This window comes from Enterobacter sichuanensis (assembly GCF_009036245.1).
Taxonomy (GTDB): Bacteria; Pseudomonadota; Gammaproteobacteria; order Enterobacterales; family Enterobacteriaceae; genus Enterobacter; species Enterobacter sichuanensis.
On sequence record NZ_CP027986.1, the window covers coordinates 2,073,808 to 2,090,292 of the forward strand.

The window sequence follows — 16,485 nt, forward strand, 5'->3', positions numbered from 1 at the left end:
AAATTTAAGTTAAGTCAGATTAAAGCGTATTTTATAAATACTATATATATTCATCGGGTTAATATTTATGTCGCGCGACGGCGGTTAACGGTGATTGAGGCCTCTTCCCGGCGCAGGTATAGTACCCTCCTTAGTTGTAGCCGGAGGATGTCCATGAACCCTGACGACAAATCTTATTTTCTTGACGCCATGGAGGATGTCCAGCCCCTGAAGCGCGGCCCGGATATTCACTGGCAGCCGAGCCGCAATACGCGGGTGCGCGAGAAGGTGGATAGTGAACAGCTGGATAACTTCCTGACGCTGGGTTTTCTTGAACTGGTGCCCCTTGACGAGCCTCTGGCGTTCCGGCGCGATGGGGTACAGCAGGGCGTTATCGATAAGCTGCGATCGGGTAAATACCCCCGCCAGGCCAGCTTAAATCTCCTGCGCCAGCCCGCCGAACGCTGCCGTCAGATGCTGTTTTCGTTTATTCGCCAGGCCGGGCGCGACGGGTTACGTAACCTGATTATCATTCATGGGAAAGGGCGCGAGCAGAGCTCACATGCGAATGTCGTGCGCAGCTATCTGGCGCGCTGGTTAACCGAGTTCGGGGAAGTACAGGCTTTCTGCGAGGCGCTGCCGCATCACGGCGGCAGCGGGGCATGCTATGTCTCGCTGCGCAAATCCGATGAAGCGAAACAGGAGAACTGGGAGCGGCACGCCAAGCGCAGCCGCTAATGAGAGCGGGCGAGACACTCGCCCGCCGGTGGCTCAGAAGGTTTCCCAGTTGCTGTCGGCAGACGCGGTTGTCGTTGCCGGTCGCAACAGCTGTGGCATTTTCACATTCGCCGGGCGCGGGGCGACCGCTTTCTCTTTTCCGTTCAGACGAAACGCGGCGACGGCCTGACGCAGCTGTTCGGACTGATCTTCCAGCGCCGCCGCCGCCGTGGCGGACTGCTGCACCAGCGCGGCGTTTTGCTGCGTCACGCTGTCCATCTGCGAAACGGCCAGGCTTACCTGCTCAATTCCCCGGCTCTGCTCGTCAGACGCAGAGGAAATCTCACCCATAATATCGGTCACGCGGGTGACGGCGGCGACAATCTCTTTCATGGTGGAGCCGGCCTCGCTGACCTGCTCAGAACCGGTATTTACCCGGCTGACTGAGTTTTCGATAAGCCCTTTGATCTCTTTCGCCGCCTGCGCGCTGCGGCTTGCCAGCGTACGGACTTCACCTGCGACCACCGCAAAACCGCGACCCTGTTCCCCGGCGCGGGCGGCTTCCACCGCTGCGTTAAGTGCAAGAATGTTGGTCTGGAATGCGATGCTGTCAATCACGCCGGTAATATGCGCAATTTGCTGCGAACTGTCGGCAATTTCGGTCATGGTGAGAACCACATTATCCACCACGTGACCGCCGCGCGCCGCCGTTTCTGAAGCATTCTTCGCCAGCATGGTCGCCTGACGGGCATTATCGGAGTTCTGTTTAACCGTCGCCGTCAGCTCTTCCATGCTGGCGGCGGTCTCTTCGAGCGAGGCTGCCTGCTGCTCGGTACGGGCGGAAAGATCGTTACTTCCTGCGGCAATTTCGCCTGCACCGGTGTAGATGGAATCGGTGCTGCCGCGTACGGCGCTGACGGTGGTCACCAGCGACTGCTGCATTTCATGCAGACCGGCGGCCAGCTGGCCCATCTCATTGCGGCCAGAGAGGGTGATTTCCTGCGTCAGATCGCCCCCGGCAATCGCGCGAATATGGTTCATAATGGTGTTGAGTGGTTTTAACAACAGGTGTTGTAAACCCTGCCAGATGACCACCAGTACCGCGATAACGGCCAGCAAGATAGCCGCCAGTGTCCATTGCATCTGCGTGAAGCTGCTCTGATTCTCTTCGGCGGCGGCTTTCAGCAGAGTGTTGTTTTCGGCGCGCCAGCGGTTATAGACCGCTTCCATATCGTCCTGCGCCTGTTGCGCGTCCAGATCGCCATAGGCCTGGTAGTTGTCGGCACGCAGATACTCAATCGACAAACGCATCACTTCGTGCATCTGGTTCCAGGACTTCTGCATCTCGTCGGTCAATGCCGCGTTCTGGCCGTTAACCTGCGGCAGTTTTTGCCACGCCTTGTTATAGGCTTCGGCTTTTGCCAGCGAGTCACCTGCTGTGCCGAGCAGTTTATTGATCGCCGCAAGGGACGCCGGATCACGCTGATTTTTCAGGTAGCGGATCGCCACGCGGGTCACGGTGACGCGTGTTTTCACCAGCGTGTTCACGCTGTCGCTCAGGCTTTCCTGCTGAGCGTTGAGCACACCGGAATTCTGGAAGTTATGGCGATCGTTACTGACGGCAGAGTAGAACAACCCTCCCGTGACAACTTGCAACAGACAGAATATGGTGAGGGCAAAGATAATACCGGTAATCACGTGCAGATTTTTCAGCATAGCGGTCGTCCGTTAGAGAAGATGCAGGGTTTCTTCAATACTATCGTCGTAGAGAATTTAAACTTTAATTTAACTCGCGCTTAACTCAGGGGCCCGTGAGGGAACCTGTTGTAAACCCGGATCATTTTTTATGAGGAAGGTCAACATGAGCAGTATTGATAAAAGCGGGACGTACGCGCTCGGAACGCGAACGGTTAAACGACTGGGCTATGGTGCGATGCAGCTGGCCGGGCCGGGGGTATTTGGGCCGCCGAAGGATAAAAATGCCGCGCTGGAGGTGTTACGTGAAGCCGTGGCGGCGGGGGTAAACCACATTGATACCAGTGATTTTTATGGCCCTCATGTGACTAACCAGCTGATCCGCGAGGCGCTTCATCCGTACCGGGACGATCTGACGATTGTGACCAAAATTGGCGCCCGTCGCGACAGCAAAGGCGCCTGGCTACCGGCCTTTTCCGCACAGGAGCTGACGCAGGCGGTGCATGACAACCTGCGTAATCTGCAGCTGGATGTGCTGGACGTGGTGAATCTGCGGATCATGTTTAGCGCGCACGGGCCGGCGGAAGGATCGATTGCTGAACCGCTTTCCACCCTGGCAGAGCTCCAGCAGCAGGGGCTGGTGCGTCACATTGGCCTGAGCAACGTCACGGCCACTCAGGTTGCGGAAGCGCAGAAAATGGTGCCGGTGGTGTGCGTGCAGAACATGTACAACATTGTGAACCGGGGGGACGATGCGCTGGTGGATCTGCTGGCGCAGCAGGGGATTGCGTATGTGCCATTCTTCCCGTTAGGCGGCTTTACGCCACTGCAATCTTCCGGGCTGCAGGCGGTCGCCGACTCGCTGGGCGCAACGCCAATGCAGGTTGCGCTGGCATGGCTGCTGCAACGTTCCCCGAATATCCTGCTGATCCCGGGCACTTCGTCCGTGGCGCATCTGCGGCAAAACCTCGCGGCGGGCGAACTGCAGCTGCCGCCTGACGCACTGGAAACATTGAATACGCTGATGGACTGATCGTCACAGGCGCGAAGCCCGACATGTGCTTTTGGGCTTTGCGCGTTTTAAATCTTCTGACACTTCAACGCGTTTGGGTTCGCTTCCGGAAATGACCTTGATCCTTTGCCATAATCCGTAATACTGTATTTATATACAGTATCTGGCGAGAAAGGCATTATGGACACTCTCTTTTCTTATCATCCAAACCAATACATTGAATTACCTTTATTTTTAGAGCGTGTAGCCTGTGGTTTCCCCAGTCCGGCGCAGGATTATGTGGAGGATCGTCTCGATCTTAACCGGCTGGCAGTGAGACACCCCAGTGCGACCTATTTTATCAAGGTGAGTGGAGACTCCATGATTGGCGCAGGGATTGGCGACGGCGATCTGCTGGTTGTCGACCGTTCGTTAACTGCCGGGCATGGGGATATCGTTGTGGCCTCGGTCGCCGGAGAGTTTACGGTGAAGGAGTTACAGACTCGTCCGGTTCTGCGGCTGCTGCCACATAACGTTCGCTATCAGCCCATTACCTTTCAGTCCGAAGAGGAGCTGCAGATCTTCGGCGTCGTCACCCACACCCTCAAAACGCATAAACATGTTCGCGCTGGTTGATGTAAATAGCTTTTATGCCTCCTGCGAGAAGGTGTTCCGCCCCGATCTGGAGGGGAAGCCCATCGTGGTGGTTTCCAATAACGACGGCTGCATTATTTCACTGTCGCCGGAGGCAAAGCAGTTCGGCATAAAAATGGGTGAGCCGTATTTTAAATTCAAAGAGAAGCGTTTTCCGTCACGGGTTTACGTGTTTAGTTCAAACTATGCGCTGTATGCCGATCTCAGTAGTCGGGTGATGCAGACGCTGACCGATCTCGCCCCGGCAATAGAGATTTACTCCATTGATGAGGCGTTCGTGAACGTTTCAGGGGTCAGTAACTGCCTGGCGCTGGAAGCATTCGGTCACCAGATGCGCACGCAGGTCTTTAAAAATACGGGCTTAACCGTTGGCGTCGGTATTGCCCCGACGAAAACGCTGGCAAAGCTGGCCAACTATGCAGCGAAGCGGTGGTCCGGCACTGGCGGCGTGGTCGATCTGTCGGATCGCGAGCGGCAGCGGAAACTGCTGGCAAAGGTTCCGGTTGAGGAGGTGTGGGGCGTAGGGCGGCGCATCACGAAAAAGCTTAACGCGATGGGAATAACCACGGCGCTGGAGCTGGCGGAAGCATCCTCCTGGGTCATTCGCAAACATTTTAACGTGGTGCTGGAACGTACGGCGCGCGAGCTTCGCGGGGAGCCCTGTCTTGATCTGGAGGAGTACACCCCCACGAAGCAGCAAATTATCTGTAGCCGTTCGTTTGGCCACCGTATAACCCAATACGAAGAGATGCACCAGGCGATTTGCGCCTATGCGGAACGTGCCGCAGAGAAACTGCGCGGCGAGCATCAGTATTGTCGTTTTATCAGCGTGTTTGTGCGGACCAGTCCGCATGCGGACAACGAAATTTATTATGGCAATCAGGCCTCTGTCACCCTGATGACGCCCACCAATGACTCGCGGGATATTATCCGTGCCGCCACGGAGGCGCTGGGGCGAATCTGGCTCGACGGGTATCGCTATATGAAAGCCGGGGTGATGCTGGCGGACTTTTTCAGCAGCGGCGTCGCTCAGCTTAATTTGTTTGACGATAACCGTCTGCGCGCCAACAGTGCGGCGCTGATGGAGATGATCGACAGCGTAAATCACTCCGGCAAAGGGAAGATCTGGTTTGCGGGGCAGGGTATTGAGAAAGCCTGGGCAATGAAGCGCGAGATGCTGTCACCGGCTTATACAACGCGGTACGCGGATTTGCCGGTGGCGAAGTAATAGTGGCGCTATTTCTTTTGCGTCAGCCAGGTTGCCGCGGCCGTCAGCACGCCGATCCACGGCATTTCACCCGCACCTGCCAGGAAATTATGGCGATCGATGTCATTATTTTTACGAATATCAGCAAGGCGGGTAAGCGCCGTTTTCTCATCCGCGGCGCCGATCTCCTCAAACTGTTTTTCAAACCCCTGAGCGATGAGTTGCGCGGCCGCGTCGATATTTTCGCTCTCGATCGCAATCAGGTTCGTGCCTTTTTGGAAAAAACGGTAATCCTGCATACGTGCTCCAGTAAGAGGAGGTTAGGGTGAAAATACACTATGCCTTGCGGTTAAAAAAAGCACGCGATTTGCGCAAGCAACGTTTAGCTTTTCTTTACGATTTCAGGCAGTAATTGCTCAATCACGCCCACGACGCTGCGGACGCGTTGTGGAATAAAGCGTGCGTCGGGATAGACGGCATAGAGAACGCGGTCGGGTAACCGCCAGCCGGGCAATACCGGCACCAGCGTGCCGGCCTGCAGTGCGCGGGCCGCAAGCGGGCGCTGCATGCCGCCGATCCCGATGCCTGCCTCCAGCGCCTGTAACAGCGCGTCGCTGGTATTGGCCCGGAAAACGGTATTCACCTTCACCTCGAGGGTTTCCTCAGCAGCAATCAGCCTGAGCGGAACATCCGGCGGGATGCCGCTAAACCGTACGTGCGGCAGCGTCGCGAGTTCGCTGACGTCGTCCACCGCCGGAAAACCGGGGGCGGCAAACAGAGCCGTTTCAATACGCGCCAGCACGCGAGCCGCATGCGCCTGCGGGGGCTCGCTGCTCAGCCGTATCGCCACATCCACACCCTCCGTCACCAGATCGGCAATCCGGTCATCAAGAGAAATCATCAGATGCAGTTCGGGATGCAGGCGTTGCAGCGTCAGTAAATGGGGCAACACAATCTGCCCCAGGCCGCTTGGCAGCTGGACGTGCACGCTGCCCTGAAACTGGTGGTCGACGGGATTGAGCCGCCTCTCCGCTTCCCGCATGGCGTCCAGCAGCAGCTGCATGTCCCGACGATAACGCTCCCCCTGCTCGGTCAGCTTCATGGTGCGCGTTGTTCGGTGCAGTAACACCACGCCGAGCTCCTGCTCAAGGGCGGCGATCTGCTGGCTAACGGCAGATTGTTTCATTCCGCTCTGGCGGGCGGCTGCAGAAAAGGATCCTGCCTGCGCGACACAGAGAAAAGTAGAAATGGCGTTGAGCTTGTTATTCATTTAATGGTTTTTCTGATAGGTGCCATCGAAGTGAGGGGATATCCGCTAAAAAAATAATATATGACACTGCATCTGTCACTCATTCTGGAGAAACACCATGAACAAAAGAGAGCAACACAACGTCGCGTTGATCGCGGGGGCCAGCGGCATTGTCGGCAGACAGCTTGTCAGGACGCTCCTGCATCATAAGTGGGAGGTGATCGGCCTCAGTCGCCACGGCGTCACCCATCCGGACGGCATTCCGATGGTGAACGTCGATTTACTGGATGCGCAGGACAGCGCCCGGGCGCTGCGCGTCCTGGATGGCATCACTCATCTCTTTTACAGCGCCTGGGCGAACGCGGCGAACTGGACGGACATGGTCGAGCCGAACGTTACAATGCTGCGTAATCTGGTCAGCACGCTTGAAAAAACGGCGCCTTTGCAGACGGTAAGCCTGATGCAGGGGTACAAAGTCTACGGTGCACATCTGGGGCCGTTTAAAACCCCGGCGCGCGAAAGCGATCCCGGCGTGCCGGGGGCGGAATTTAACGCCGCGCAGCTCACCTGGCTCAGCCAGTTTCAGCGCGGGAAACGCTGGCACTGGAACGCCATCAGGCCGGGCGTGGTGGGAAGTTCAGTGCCGGGCAATACCATGAACCTTGCGCTGAGCATTGCCCTGTACGCTTCGCTGTGCAAGGCTCAGGGGTTACCGCTGCGTTTTCCCGGTTCGGAACAGACCTGGCACAGTATTGTTGACCATACCGACGCCGGGCTGCTGGCCGAAGCCACCCTATGGGCCGCCACGTCACCTGCGGCACAGAATCAGGCATTCAACGTGAATAATGGCGATATCTGGCGCTGGAGCGAGCTGTGGCCGCGCATCGCTCGCTGGTTTGAGCTGGACACTGCGCCGCCGGTGAGGTTGTCATTTCGCCTGCTGTTTACGGATTATCGCGACGTCTGGCGCGAGCTTGCCGGGGAACGGCTGGTGGAAGCGGATATTCTGAAACTGAGCGACGGGCAGTTTGCCGATTTCGTCTTTAGCTGGCATTACGACATGTTCGGTGACGGGAGCAAACTCCGGCGGTCGGGCTTCACGCGAATGCAGGCGACCGATGAGATGTTTTTCAGCCTGTTCGCGCAGCTGAGAACCGCGCGGATTATTCCCTGACTCTAAGGGTTGTTGTCATCAACGATCGGCGCGTTATACTCACGTCTTGAGAATCATGTAGGGTGGGGCAGGGATATGCACGAGAGTCTAAAAATAATATCAGTCGCGCTGCCCCTCATCGCGCTTTTCATATTGTCCGGTTTTTTTATCAGACGTATTCGTCAGGCAAAACGCATCATTACAGACCGCAACGGGATGAAAAAAATATCCGCTAACCCGTCAATATTTGGCGGGAATGCAGGTAAAACCTGGTTTTATGATGACCAGTTTTTATATGAGGTTAAAAATAACGCCACCCGTAAAATTGCGCTGGCGAATATCATTAAGATCGGGCCGGGGAATACCGAGATAAATAGCAGACGGGTCTGGATTGTTATTTACCGTGACGGTGCTAATGAAAAGCAGGTGCAGTTTTATAACAATCTTACCCTCTGGAATCATAACTTCACGGCTTTTCTGGCAGCGGTAAAAAGAGCCAATCCTGACGCTGTCGTGAAAGAACGCTCATTGCTCAATTTATGAAAAACAACCGCAGACGGTTTGCGGACGCCGCCCGTGGGGAGCGTCCGGAGCATCAGGGTTAAGGGCTTACTCAACCGTTAACGCATTAACCACCTCGGCCACGCTTTTCACGCTGTGAATATTTCCAATTCCCGTGCCGAGCGCGATATAGCCCTCATCGGTGTTATTTTCCAGCATGCCCAGGCGCAGGCCCCGTAAACCTCCCATCGCCTTGCCCAGCGCTTCGTTGCTTGCGCCAGCTTTATCCATCGCTGCCAGTTTTTCCGCCAGCCTGCCGGGAAGAGAGCGGTAGTAATGGGGGACGGTGCGGAAAAGCAGTAAATCGAGACCGTTGGCGGCAACAATTTTATCTTTGACCCCCTGCGGCACGCGGCTTTCTTCCGTACTGATAAACACCGAGCCGGCAAATACGCCTTCAGCGCCTAAGGTGTGCGCCGCTCTGGCGGTGCGATTATCGGTAATGCCGCCCGCCGCCATCACCGGAATATGCTTCACGGCATCGGCAATCAGCGGCACGATGGAAAAGGTGCCAAGCGCCGTGGCGGGTAACGTTCCGCCCTCATCAAAACCGGTGGCAACGATAATGTCTGCCCCCGCGTCTTCTGCGAGGCGGGTGTTTTCCGGGGTGGGGTTGATGTCGCGGTAGATAATGGCGATACCCGCCTCTTTTAGCTCGCTGAACAGCGCCGGAATAATGCTGCCTTCCCCATAGCCCGTATACACAACGGCCCTGACGCCTTCCTCTTTCACCACCTGAAGGATAGGGCCTGTCCAGACGTCGTTAACGGCCGTGGGGATCAGGTTCACGCCAAAGGGCTTTTCGGTCAGCCGCTTCGTTTTACGAATCTCTTCCCGCATTTTTTCGGCGGTCTCTTCCGGCGTGGAGACCGCGGTGTCGGCGGTTAAGCCGGCGTTGGGGCCCAGCACACCAAGCCCACCGGCATTGCTGACTGCAGCGACTAAGCGGGCGTCAGTGAGCCAGGATAGCGGTCCCTGAATAACAGGTTTTTCGATGCCAAGGATCTGACAGATACGGTTATTTTTCACAGCAGACTCTCCCTTACGTTTGAATGGAGGAGAGTGTAGGGCGCAAGATTGTTAGGAAAAATAGCCAAAAATATTCATCACTGTTATAAAATTAATAACAATAATCTTATCCTCCTTACGGCAAAAGCATCCCTTATGCAAATAAACCTCTTTGAATCCATAAGAATTTTTATTGAGATTGTCGAATCAGGGAGCCTTACCCAGGCGGCGGAGAATCTGCGGGTCCATCGCCCGGCCGTCACCAAAGCGTTGCAGCTACTGGAGCAGCACAGCGGCACGCGGCTACTGCAACGCACCACGCGTCGGATTAGCCTGACCCCGGATGGAGAAGCATTTTATCGCCGGAGTAAACCCCTGCTGGCGCAGGCGGACGAATTACTGGAATCGTTTGGCGCCGATCGGCCGATACACGGCCAGCTGCGAATCGATATGCCCATCTCGTTTGCGGCGTTGCGGGTGATACCCAACCTGCCTGATTTTTATCGCCAGCATCCCGAGATTGACATCATTCTGAGCAGCTCGGACCGCCGTCGGGATATGCTGCGGGATGGGCTGGACTGTGTGCTGCGGGTGGGCGAGCTGGACGACGGCGATTATATCGCGCGTAAAATCGGGAACATTAAAATTACGACCTGTGCCAGTCCGGCCTGGCTGGCACAACACGGTACGCCAGAAACGCTGGAGGATTTACGGAAGCATCAGGCCATCAACTGGATTAATAACAGCAGCAGACACATTCAGCCGTGGACGTTTACCACGCCAGAAGGCGTCGCGGAGATCGCGCTACCCGGTAAGCTCGTGGTGGATAACTCCGAGGCCTACATCGCGGCAGGCCTGGCCGGGCTGGGGTTAATGCAGGGGATGAACCTCTTTCTCCAGCCTTACCTTGACCGCGGTCTTCTGGTTGAAGTCCTGCCAGACTATCGCTCCCCGGATCGCAAGCTGTCACTGCTCTACCCACACCGCCATCTCTCCCGCAAGGTGCGGGTCTTTACCGAGTGGCTGGAGAGTCTGGTGTGAAAACAGCCAGCGTGTGACACAGCGCGCCAATCTGCTCCACGGCGTTCAGCAGGCGGGGTGTCGGTTCGTTTGCGCAGTTCAGCCGCAGAAAATGCGTTAATTCTGCCCCCGGGGAAAACAGGGGACCAGGGCTGACGCCGATGCCCAGCGCCAGCGCGCGGCGATGCACCTCCAGCGCGTTGACCTGCTGAGGGAGTTCTACCCACAGCAGAAAACCGGCTGCGGGTACGTTAAGGCGCGTACCGGGTGGGAAACTGGCTTCGACTCGCGCCACGACGGCGCGTATTCCCGCTGCGATCCGGCGCTTTAGCCGGCGCAGGTGACGATCGTAGTCGCCGCTTGCCAGCACCTCACTCGTCGCGGCTTCCAGCAGCGGCGTGCCTGCCCAGTCTCCGGCCATGCGGGTCTGTAAGACCTGAGTGTGGTAGCGTCCGGCGGCAATCCAGCCGATTCGCCAGCCCGGGGCAAGCGTTTTAGACAGGGAACTGCAGTAAATCACATTTCCGCTCTGGTCGAACGCCTTACAGGCAGGCGGACGTTGCCCTTCGCCGACCAGGTCTCCGTAGACATCGTCCTCTATCAAAGGAATACCTGCGCCTTCAAGCAGGGTAACCAGTTCCTGCTTGCGCGCGACGGGCATACTGGCGCCCAGCGGATTTTGCACGGTGGGTGAGGCCAGAACGGCTGCGGGACGGTGGCAGCGCATGGCGTCTGCCAGCGGTTCCAGTAACAGACCTTCAACAGGATCGGTAGGGATTTCTAAGGCCTTCAGGCCTAAATCTTCCAGCAGCAGGAGCGTGCCAAAGTAGGCTGGCTGTTCAATCGCCACGACATCCCCAGGCTGACACACTGCCCGCAGGGCCAGGCGTAGCGCCTGCGTCGCGCCCGCGGTGATAATGAGATCGTCCGCGCCGAACCGGGCTCCCCACTGCGCAGCCCGCGCGGCAATCTTACTTCGCAAATCTCCCCTTCCCGGAGGCAGGCTATAGCTCTGCCCGTGCGCGTCCAGACGACGCCCCGCGGAGTGCAACGCCCGTTGCAGCGCATCACCCGGCAGCCACGCAGGATCGGGCAGGGCGGCGCCCAGCGGGATCAGACGAGCCTCTGCACTGCTGAACAGCGATCGGGCCACGGCGGACATAGTGACAGGGACCGGGCCTGACGGGGAACGGGAGGGTTCCACGCGCGGAGGGAGACGGGCCTGATGGACGTAATAACCTGAACGTGGCCGCGCAACAATCAGCCCTTCCGCCTCGAGACAGCGAAGGGCTTCCAGCGCCGTCGGGAGGCTAACGCACTCGCGTTCGGCCAGTTTACGTGCGGAGATCATGCGGTCACCGACTTGCAATGCGCCAGAAGAGAGCGTGAGGCGCAACATCTCAGCAATACGGCGATAGTGTGGGGAGGGGGCAGACATGGGTATCTGTTCAGGCTAATTTTCGATAAAACTGACTATACAGCCAATGATGTGCGCCATCTATAGTGTCCGACATGTTCATGACAAGGAGGCATTATGCACAACGAAAATTTCGACATTTCTTCCTATTTCAAACGCATAAACTACAGCGGACCGGCGGCTGCCGATACGGCTACCCTGCATGCCCTTATGCGTCATCAGCTCTTTTCAGTCCCGTTTGAAAATCTGGACGTGCAGGCGGGCAAAATTGTCTCGCTGGCGCCAGACGACATTGCCGATAAAGTGTTAAAGAAAGGGCGCGGTGGCTACTGCTATGAGGTGAACGGGCTTTTTGCCATGGCGCTGGCGGCGTTAGGTATCCCTTACCGTTTCGTGGCGGCGCGCCCGATGTTCTACCCCGTGCGGAGGCCGAAAACCCATATGGCGTTAATCGCCGAAGTGGAGAACCGACAGTGGCTTTGCGATCTTGGCTTTGGCAGCTATGGCATTCGTGCGCCGATGGCGCTGGACACGCTTGACGTGGATATCACGCAGGATTTCGACACGTTTCGCCTGAGTCGCAGCGCGGAGGGCGAATATCTTCTTCAGGCGAAGGTTGAGGGTGAGTGGGCCCGTCAGTACGGCTTCGACCTTACCCCTCAGGAGTGGATTGATTTCGTCCCGGCCAACTACCTTAACTCCACGCATCCTGACGCTATTTTTGTGCAGAAACTGGTGGTGGTGCAGCATCGCAAGGAAGGACGCCAGATTTTGTTGGGCGATATGCTGAAAACCATCACGGCGAACGGCACTGAAACGCGGCAGCTGGCGGAGGAGGACATACGCCATGTCCTGAAAGACCGTTTTGCACTGACCGCCGCGTAATCTGTAGGGGCAACCGCCGCAATCACCTGGACATTTTAACCAGGGAAAGGGTCAGGCAAAGAGTCCCTTAATAAGCATCCAGAAAAGAGAGAGCAGGCAGAGGATTTGTACCGTCCGCAATGACCACAAGTGAAAACGCCATTGATACCGCTCCCGGGCATCGGCTTCTGCGATCGGGCCAGCGGCGTCAGAGGCGTTTTTCCTTATGCGGCGCAGAAAATCATGACACAGCCAGACCAGAAGTATGAGGCTAATTATTCTCGTGAAAAGTAAACCGTAGGCGTTATAAAACGTATCCCAGTAGCAGTGGAGGGTATCCAAGGCTTATATCCTTTTCCTGAGCCGCCCATACGGCAGGTATGGGCGGTGAATGATTACTTCTTCTTATCCATCATCGCCTTTAAATCGGCAAACGGGTTAAACGTGGCGACGCCCACGTCTTTTTGCGCGTCTTCCCCGGCAACCACGGTAGTACCGTACTGATCCGCTTCGGTGTATTTCGAATGTTCGTGATCGTGGCAAAACAGGCACAGCAGTTCCCAGTTGCTGCCATCTTCCGGGTTGTTGGTATGGTCGTGATCGATATGGTGAACCGTGAGTTCACGCAGATTGGAATAGACAAACTCGCGCGAGCAGCGTCCACACACCCAGGGATAGATTTTTAATGCTTTTTCGCGATAGCCGCTTTCCAGCCGCGCGTAGTTTTTGGGGATCAAAGCCATTGCCGGTTTTACCTGCCATAAAAAGAGTGGGGAATAGTATATCCCATAACGTTGCGTCGTGACGAACCCGTCAGTTATGTCAATTTATTTGAACCATTCCGTTAAATAAACGGCATTTATTCTTAGCGGGTAATGCGTAAAGTGGACAGCACGCAACGCATTCTCAGGACACATCGTAATGAAAAAGATCGGGTTTTTATCGTTTGGTCACTGGACACCTTCTCCGCAGTCCGGCACGCGCTCAGCGGCAGATACGCTGCTGCAGTCCATCGATTTAGCCGTGGCGGCTGAAGAGCTGGGGGCAGACGGCGCCTATTTCCGTGTGCACCACTTCGCCCGACAGCTTAGCTCGCCGTTCCCTCTGCTGGCCGCCATTGGCGCAAAAACGAAAACCATCGAAATCGGCACGGGCGTGATCGATATGCGTTACGAAAATCCGCTGTATATGGCCGAGGATGCGGGTGCGGCGGATCTGATTTCCGGCGGTCGTTTGCAGCTTGGCATTAGCCGCGGCTCTCCGGAACAGGTTATTGATGGCTGGCGGCATTTCGGCTATGTCCCGCAGGAAGGGGAAAACGAGTCGGATATGGCGCGTCGTCATACCGAGGTGCTGCTTGAGGTGCTGCGTGGGGAAGGGTTTGCCAAACCAAACCCGCAGCCAATGTTCCCCAATCCGCCGGGGCTGCTGCGTCTGGAGCCTTATTCAGAAGGGCTGCGCGAGCGTATCTGGTGGGGCGCGGGTTCTAATGCGACGGCGGTATGGGCGGCAAAACTGGGCATGAATCTGCAAAGTTCAACCCTGAAAGACGATGAAACCGGTGAGCCGTTCCATATTCAGCAGGCAAAACAGATCCGCGCCTACCGTCAGGCCTGGAAAGACGCAGGGCATACGCGCGAGCCGCGCGTGTCGGTTAGCCGCAGTATTTTTGCGCTGATGGACGACCGTGACCGGATGTATTTCGGTGCCAGCCGCAACGACAGCGATAGCGTGGGTTACCTGGATGAGAAAACGCGCGCCATCTTCGGGCGCAGCTATGCCGCGGAGCCGGATAAGCTCATTGAACAGCTGAAAAAGGACGAGGCGATTGCCGAGGCCGATACGCTCTTACTGACCGTGCCGAACCAGCTCGGTGTGGATTATAATGCGCACGTGATTGAGTCCATTCTCAAACATGTCGCACCGGCAATGGGCTGGCGCGAGTAGTTCCGCTATCAGCCTTGAGATCGTTATGGAAAACCTGGCCCTTTGGTATCGCCGGTTTGGCGAGCCAGAATCTGTTCTGCAACCTGAAACCGCGTCATTGGGGGCGCTAGCACCGGGTCATCTCCGTGTCCGGATGCTGTTTTCGCCAGTCAATGCGTCCGATCTCATTCCCATCACGGGTGCCTATCGGCACAGAACCCCGTTACCGGCGGTAGCGGGGTATGAAGGCGTCGGTGTCGTTACTCAGGCTCCCGCGTCGTTTAGTCATCTGCTGGGTAAACGTGTTCTGCCGCTGCGTGGGCAAGGCACCTGGCAGCGCTATGTGGACAGCCCGGCAGAGTATGCGATACCCGTACCGGACACCATTGACGTGCATCTGGCCGCGCGGGCCTATATCAATCCGCTGGCGGCGCAGATGATGCTGACCCGCTACCCCGCTCAGGGAAAACGGGTGTTGCTTACGGCTGCAGGATCGGATTGCGGCATTCTGCTGGGGCAGTGGGTGCGTCAGGCGGGGGCGGAAGCGGTGTACGGTATTCACCGCTCTGCGGTTCATGCGCAACGGCTGGAGGCGATGGGGATCATTCCTGTTGCGCAGCATGACGCGCAGCGGATCGCCTCCGTCGCCGCGCGCAGCGACGTCGTTTACGATGCCACCGGCGGGCCGCTTGCGGAAGCGATCCTCAGCGTGATGCCCGGGCAGGGGATGTTTGTCTGCTACGGACTGCTCTCCGGCCAGACTTTCCGACAGCTGCGTCCTGAGCCACGCGTGGCGTGGTTCCATATCCGTAACGGCCTGGATGCGCTCAGCGCGGAGACGTGGCGCGCGGCGTTCGATCGCATCTGGCTTCGCCTGCCCGCCAGCCGGTACAGCGATGTCGCGGTATACCCCCTGGCGGAATGGCAGAGGGCGCTCAGTGCTTATCGTGAAGATGGAAGGACCTGCAAGCCCCTCCTGTCAATGATGGACTGACCGCTACTGATGGCTCATATCGCTTAGCAGCACGGCGATACTTTGCCCGCCCGCCGTCTGTTCCAGAGCAATTTTGACGATGATGGTCAGCGGGACGGAGAGCAGCATCCCTACGGGCCCGAGCAGCCAGCCCCAGAATATCAGGGACAAAAAGACCACCAGCGTGGAGAGCCCCAGCCCTCGCCCCATCATGCGAGGCTCAAGAATATTGCCGAACACCAGATTGATCGCCAGATATCCGGCCAGCAGGACCAGCGCGTCATAGAACCCACTGAACACCAGCACCTGAAGGATAGGGGGGATCGCCGCCAGCACCGACCCGATGTTGGGAATATAGTTGAGCGCAAACGCCAGTAATCCCCAGACAAACGCAAAGCGGACGTCCAGCGCCAGCAGCATCAACCAGACGACAGCGCCCGTCACCAGGCTAATAGCCGTTTTCAGCACCAGATAGCGGGAAACGCTGTCCAGCGCACGTTGAATGGCCCCCATTCCCTCAACCGGCCGGACCATGATCTGCTGCAGCTTCGCCGGCAGCTGGGGCACCTCCAGCAGCATAAACACCACCGTTAAGAACAGCAGGAAAATGGAGGTCATGGCATTGGAAAGCTGCGTCAGCAGGCTGGTGACAACTGTCATGGCCGCATTGGGGTCAATATATTTAAGGAGCTCTTCGACCGAGACTTCGATCCCCGCGCGCTGCAGCCAGGGTTCAATCTGCAGCAGCGGTATTGCCAGCGAAGAGCGGTATTTCGGTAGCGTTCGGGCCAGCTCATTCAGCGAAGTGCCGAGATAGGCCACCAGCAAGACCATGGCAATAATAATAATGCTGATAAGCAGCGTGATCGCCAGCACGCGCGGGATGCGTAGCCGCGTCATGCGCTGCACCAGTGGGTTAAGGATCACCGCAATAAACAGCGCCAGAATAAACGGCACAATGATGTCGGCGGCAACGCGAACGCCTGTCAGTATAATCACCAGCATGCCCAGCATGATGACAGTTTTTAACCCGTTCAGGGTAATGATGGGTTTGGCCATGGTGACTCCGCA

The 16,485-nt window shown here is 57.0% G+C and carries 17 protein-coding genes; 10 read left to right on the top strand and 7 right to left on the bottom strand.

All coding sequences use genetic code 11. From position 1 onward, the window contains the following. The first annotated feature begins 153 nt into the window (after positions 1–153). Positions 154–717 (top strand): DNA endonuclease SmrA, encoded by a 564-nt coding sequence (smrA, locus tag C1N69_RS09955; protein ID WP_025758579.1) that lies wholly within the window; start codon positions 154–156, stop codon positions 715–717. A gap of 33 nt (positions 718–750) precedes the next feature. On the opposite strand, the gene tcp is transcribed toward smrA, so the two are convergent. Continuing rightward, positions 751–2,412: a methyl-accepting chemotaxis citrate transducer gene (gene tcp / locus C1N69_RS09960; protein ID WP_155031086.1), complete on the bottom strand. Its 1,662-nt coding sequence runs from the start codon at positions 2,410–2,412 to the stop codon at positions 751–753. Between the two features lie 145 nt (positions 2,413–2,557). On the opposite strand from tcp, the gene C1N69_RS09965 reads away from it, so the two are divergent. From C1N69_RS09965 to umuC, 3 genes are all read left to right on the top strand, one after another. Further along, complete coding sequence (locus tag C1N69_RS09965; RefSeq protein WP_047958414.1) at positions 2,558–3,424, top strand: aldo/keto reductase family oxidoreductase; 867 nt, start codon at positions 2,558–2,560, stop codon at positions 3,422–3,424. A gap of 159 nt (positions 3,425–3,583) precedes the next feature. After that, complete coding sequence (gene umuD, locus C1N69_RS09970) at positions 3,584–4,018, top strand: translesion error-prone DNA polymerase V autoproteolytic subunit (RefSeq protein ID WP_025758584.1); 435 nt, start codon at positions 3,584–3,586, stop codon at positions 4,016–4,018. Further along, positions 4,002–5,264 (top strand): translesion error-prone DNA polymerase V subunit UmuC, encoded by a 1,263-nt coding sequence (gene umuC, locus C1N69_RS09975; protein WP_155031087.1) that lies wholly within the window; start codon positions 4,002–4,004, stop codon positions 5,262–5,264. The genes umuD and umuC overlap by 17 nt, the downstream gene beginning before the upstream one ends. Positions 5,265–5,272: 8 nt before the next feature. Here the strand turns inward: umuC and C1N69_RS09980 are convergent, their stop codons facing one another. Together C1N69_RS09980 and C1N69_RS09985 are read right to left on the bottom strand one after the other, a co-directional pair. Then, positions 5,273–5,542, bottom strand: coding sequence for a hypothetical protein (locus C1N69_RS09980; protein WP_025758588.1), 270 nt, complete (start codon positions 5,540–5,542; stop codon positions 5,273–5,275). An 83-nt stretch (positions 5,543–5,625) separates the two neighbouring features. Next, positions 5,626–6,513 carry a LysR family transcriptional regulator gene (locus C1N69_RS09985; protein ID WP_059385266.1) on the bottom strand — a complete coding sequence of 296 codons (888 nt, stop codon included), beginning with the start codon at positions 6,511–6,513 and terminating at the stop codon, positions 5,626–5,628. A gap of 97 nt (positions 6,514–6,610) precedes the next feature. Between C1N69_RS09985 and C1N69_RS09990 the strand changes: the two genes are divergently transcribed. Together C1N69_RS09990 and C1N69_RS09995 are read left to right on the top strand one after the other, a co-directional pair. Continuing rightward, a complete protein-coding gene (locus C1N69_RS09990; protein WP_155031088.1) occupies positions 6,611–7,666 on the top strand; it encodes an SDR family oxidoreductase in 1,056 nt (351 codons plus the stop codon). 75 nt (positions 7,667–7,741) lie between these two features. Next, complete coding sequence (locus C1N69_RS09995; protein ID WP_095451419.1) at positions 7,742–8,188, top strand: hypothetical protein; 447 nt, start codon at positions 7,742–7,744, stop codon at positions 8,186–8,188. Between the two features lie 66 nt (positions 8,189–8,254). Here the strand turns inward: C1N69_RS09995 and C1N69_RS10000 are convergent, their stop codons facing one another. Beyond that, positions 8,255–9,235: an NAD(P)H-dependent flavin oxidoreductase gene (locus C1N69_RS10000; RefSeq protein WP_025758593.1), complete on the bottom strand. Its 981-nt coding sequence runs from the start codon at positions 9,233–9,235 to the stop codon at positions 8,255–8,257. 135 nt (positions 9,236–9,370) lie between these two features. Here C1N69_RS10000 and C1N69_RS10005 point away from each other — a divergent pair, with 135 nt between their 5' ends. After that, positions 9,371–10,255: a LysR family transcriptional regulator gene (locus tag C1N69_RS10005; protein ID WP_095451556.1), complete on the top strand. Its 885-nt coding sequence runs from the start codon at positions 9,371–9,373 to the stop codon at positions 10,253–10,255. On the opposite strand, the gene C1N69_RS10010 is transcribed toward C1N69_RS10005, so the two are convergent. Next, positions 10,227–11,672, bottom strand: a complete 1,446-nt coding sequence (locus C1N69_RS10010) for an aminotransferase-like domain-containing protein (RefSeq protein WP_155031089.1) — start codon at positions 11,670–11,672, stop codon at positions 10,227–10,229. The genes C1N69_RS10005 and C1N69_RS10010 overlap by 29 nt on opposite strands. A 96-nt stretch (positions 11,673–11,768) precedes the next feature. Between C1N69_RS10010 and C1N69_RS10015 the strand changes: the two genes are divergently transcribed. After that, positions 11,769–12,536 carry an arylamine N-acetyltransferase family protein gene (locus tag C1N69_RS10015; RefSeq protein ID WP_155031090.1) on the top strand — a complete coding sequence of 256 codons (768 nt, stop codon included), beginning with the start codon at positions 11,769–11,771 and terminating at the stop codon, positions 12,534–12,536. Positions 12,537–12,910: 374 nt separating this feature from the next. Here the strand turns inward: C1N69_RS10015 and yajD are convergent, their stop codons facing one another. Beyond that, a complete protein-coding gene (gene yajD / locus C1N69_RS10025) occupies positions 12,911–13,258 on the bottom strand; it encodes an HNH nuclease YajD (protein ID WP_003857471.1) in 348 nt (115 codons plus the stop codon). Between the two features lie 178 nt (positions 13,259–13,436). Here yajD and C1N69_RS10030 point away from each other — a divergent pair, with 178 nt between their 5' ends. Continuing rightward, positions 13,437–14,462 carry an LLM class flavin-dependent oxidoreductase gene (locus tag C1N69_RS10030; RefSeq protein WP_059385274.1) on the top strand — a complete coding sequence of 342 codons (1,026 nt, stop codon included), beginning with the start codon at positions 13,437–13,439 and terminating at the stop codon, positions 14,460–14,462. 25 nt (positions 14,463–14,487) lie between these two features. After that, positions 14,488–15,435, top strand: coding sequence for a zinc-dependent alcohol dehydrogenase family protein (locus C1N69_RS10035; RefSeq protein WP_155031092.1), 948 nt, complete (start codon positions 14,488–14,490; stop codon positions 15,433–15,435). 3 nt (positions 15,436–15,438) lie between these two features. Here the strand turns inward: C1N69_RS10035 and C1N69_RS10040 are convergent, their stop codons facing one another. Beyond that, a complete protein-coding gene (locus C1N69_RS10040; protein ID WP_155031093.1) occupies positions 15,439–16,473 on the bottom strand; it encodes an AI-2E family transporter in 1,035 nt (344 codons plus the stop codon). Between the last annotated feature and the right edge of the window lie 12 nt (positions 16,474–16,485).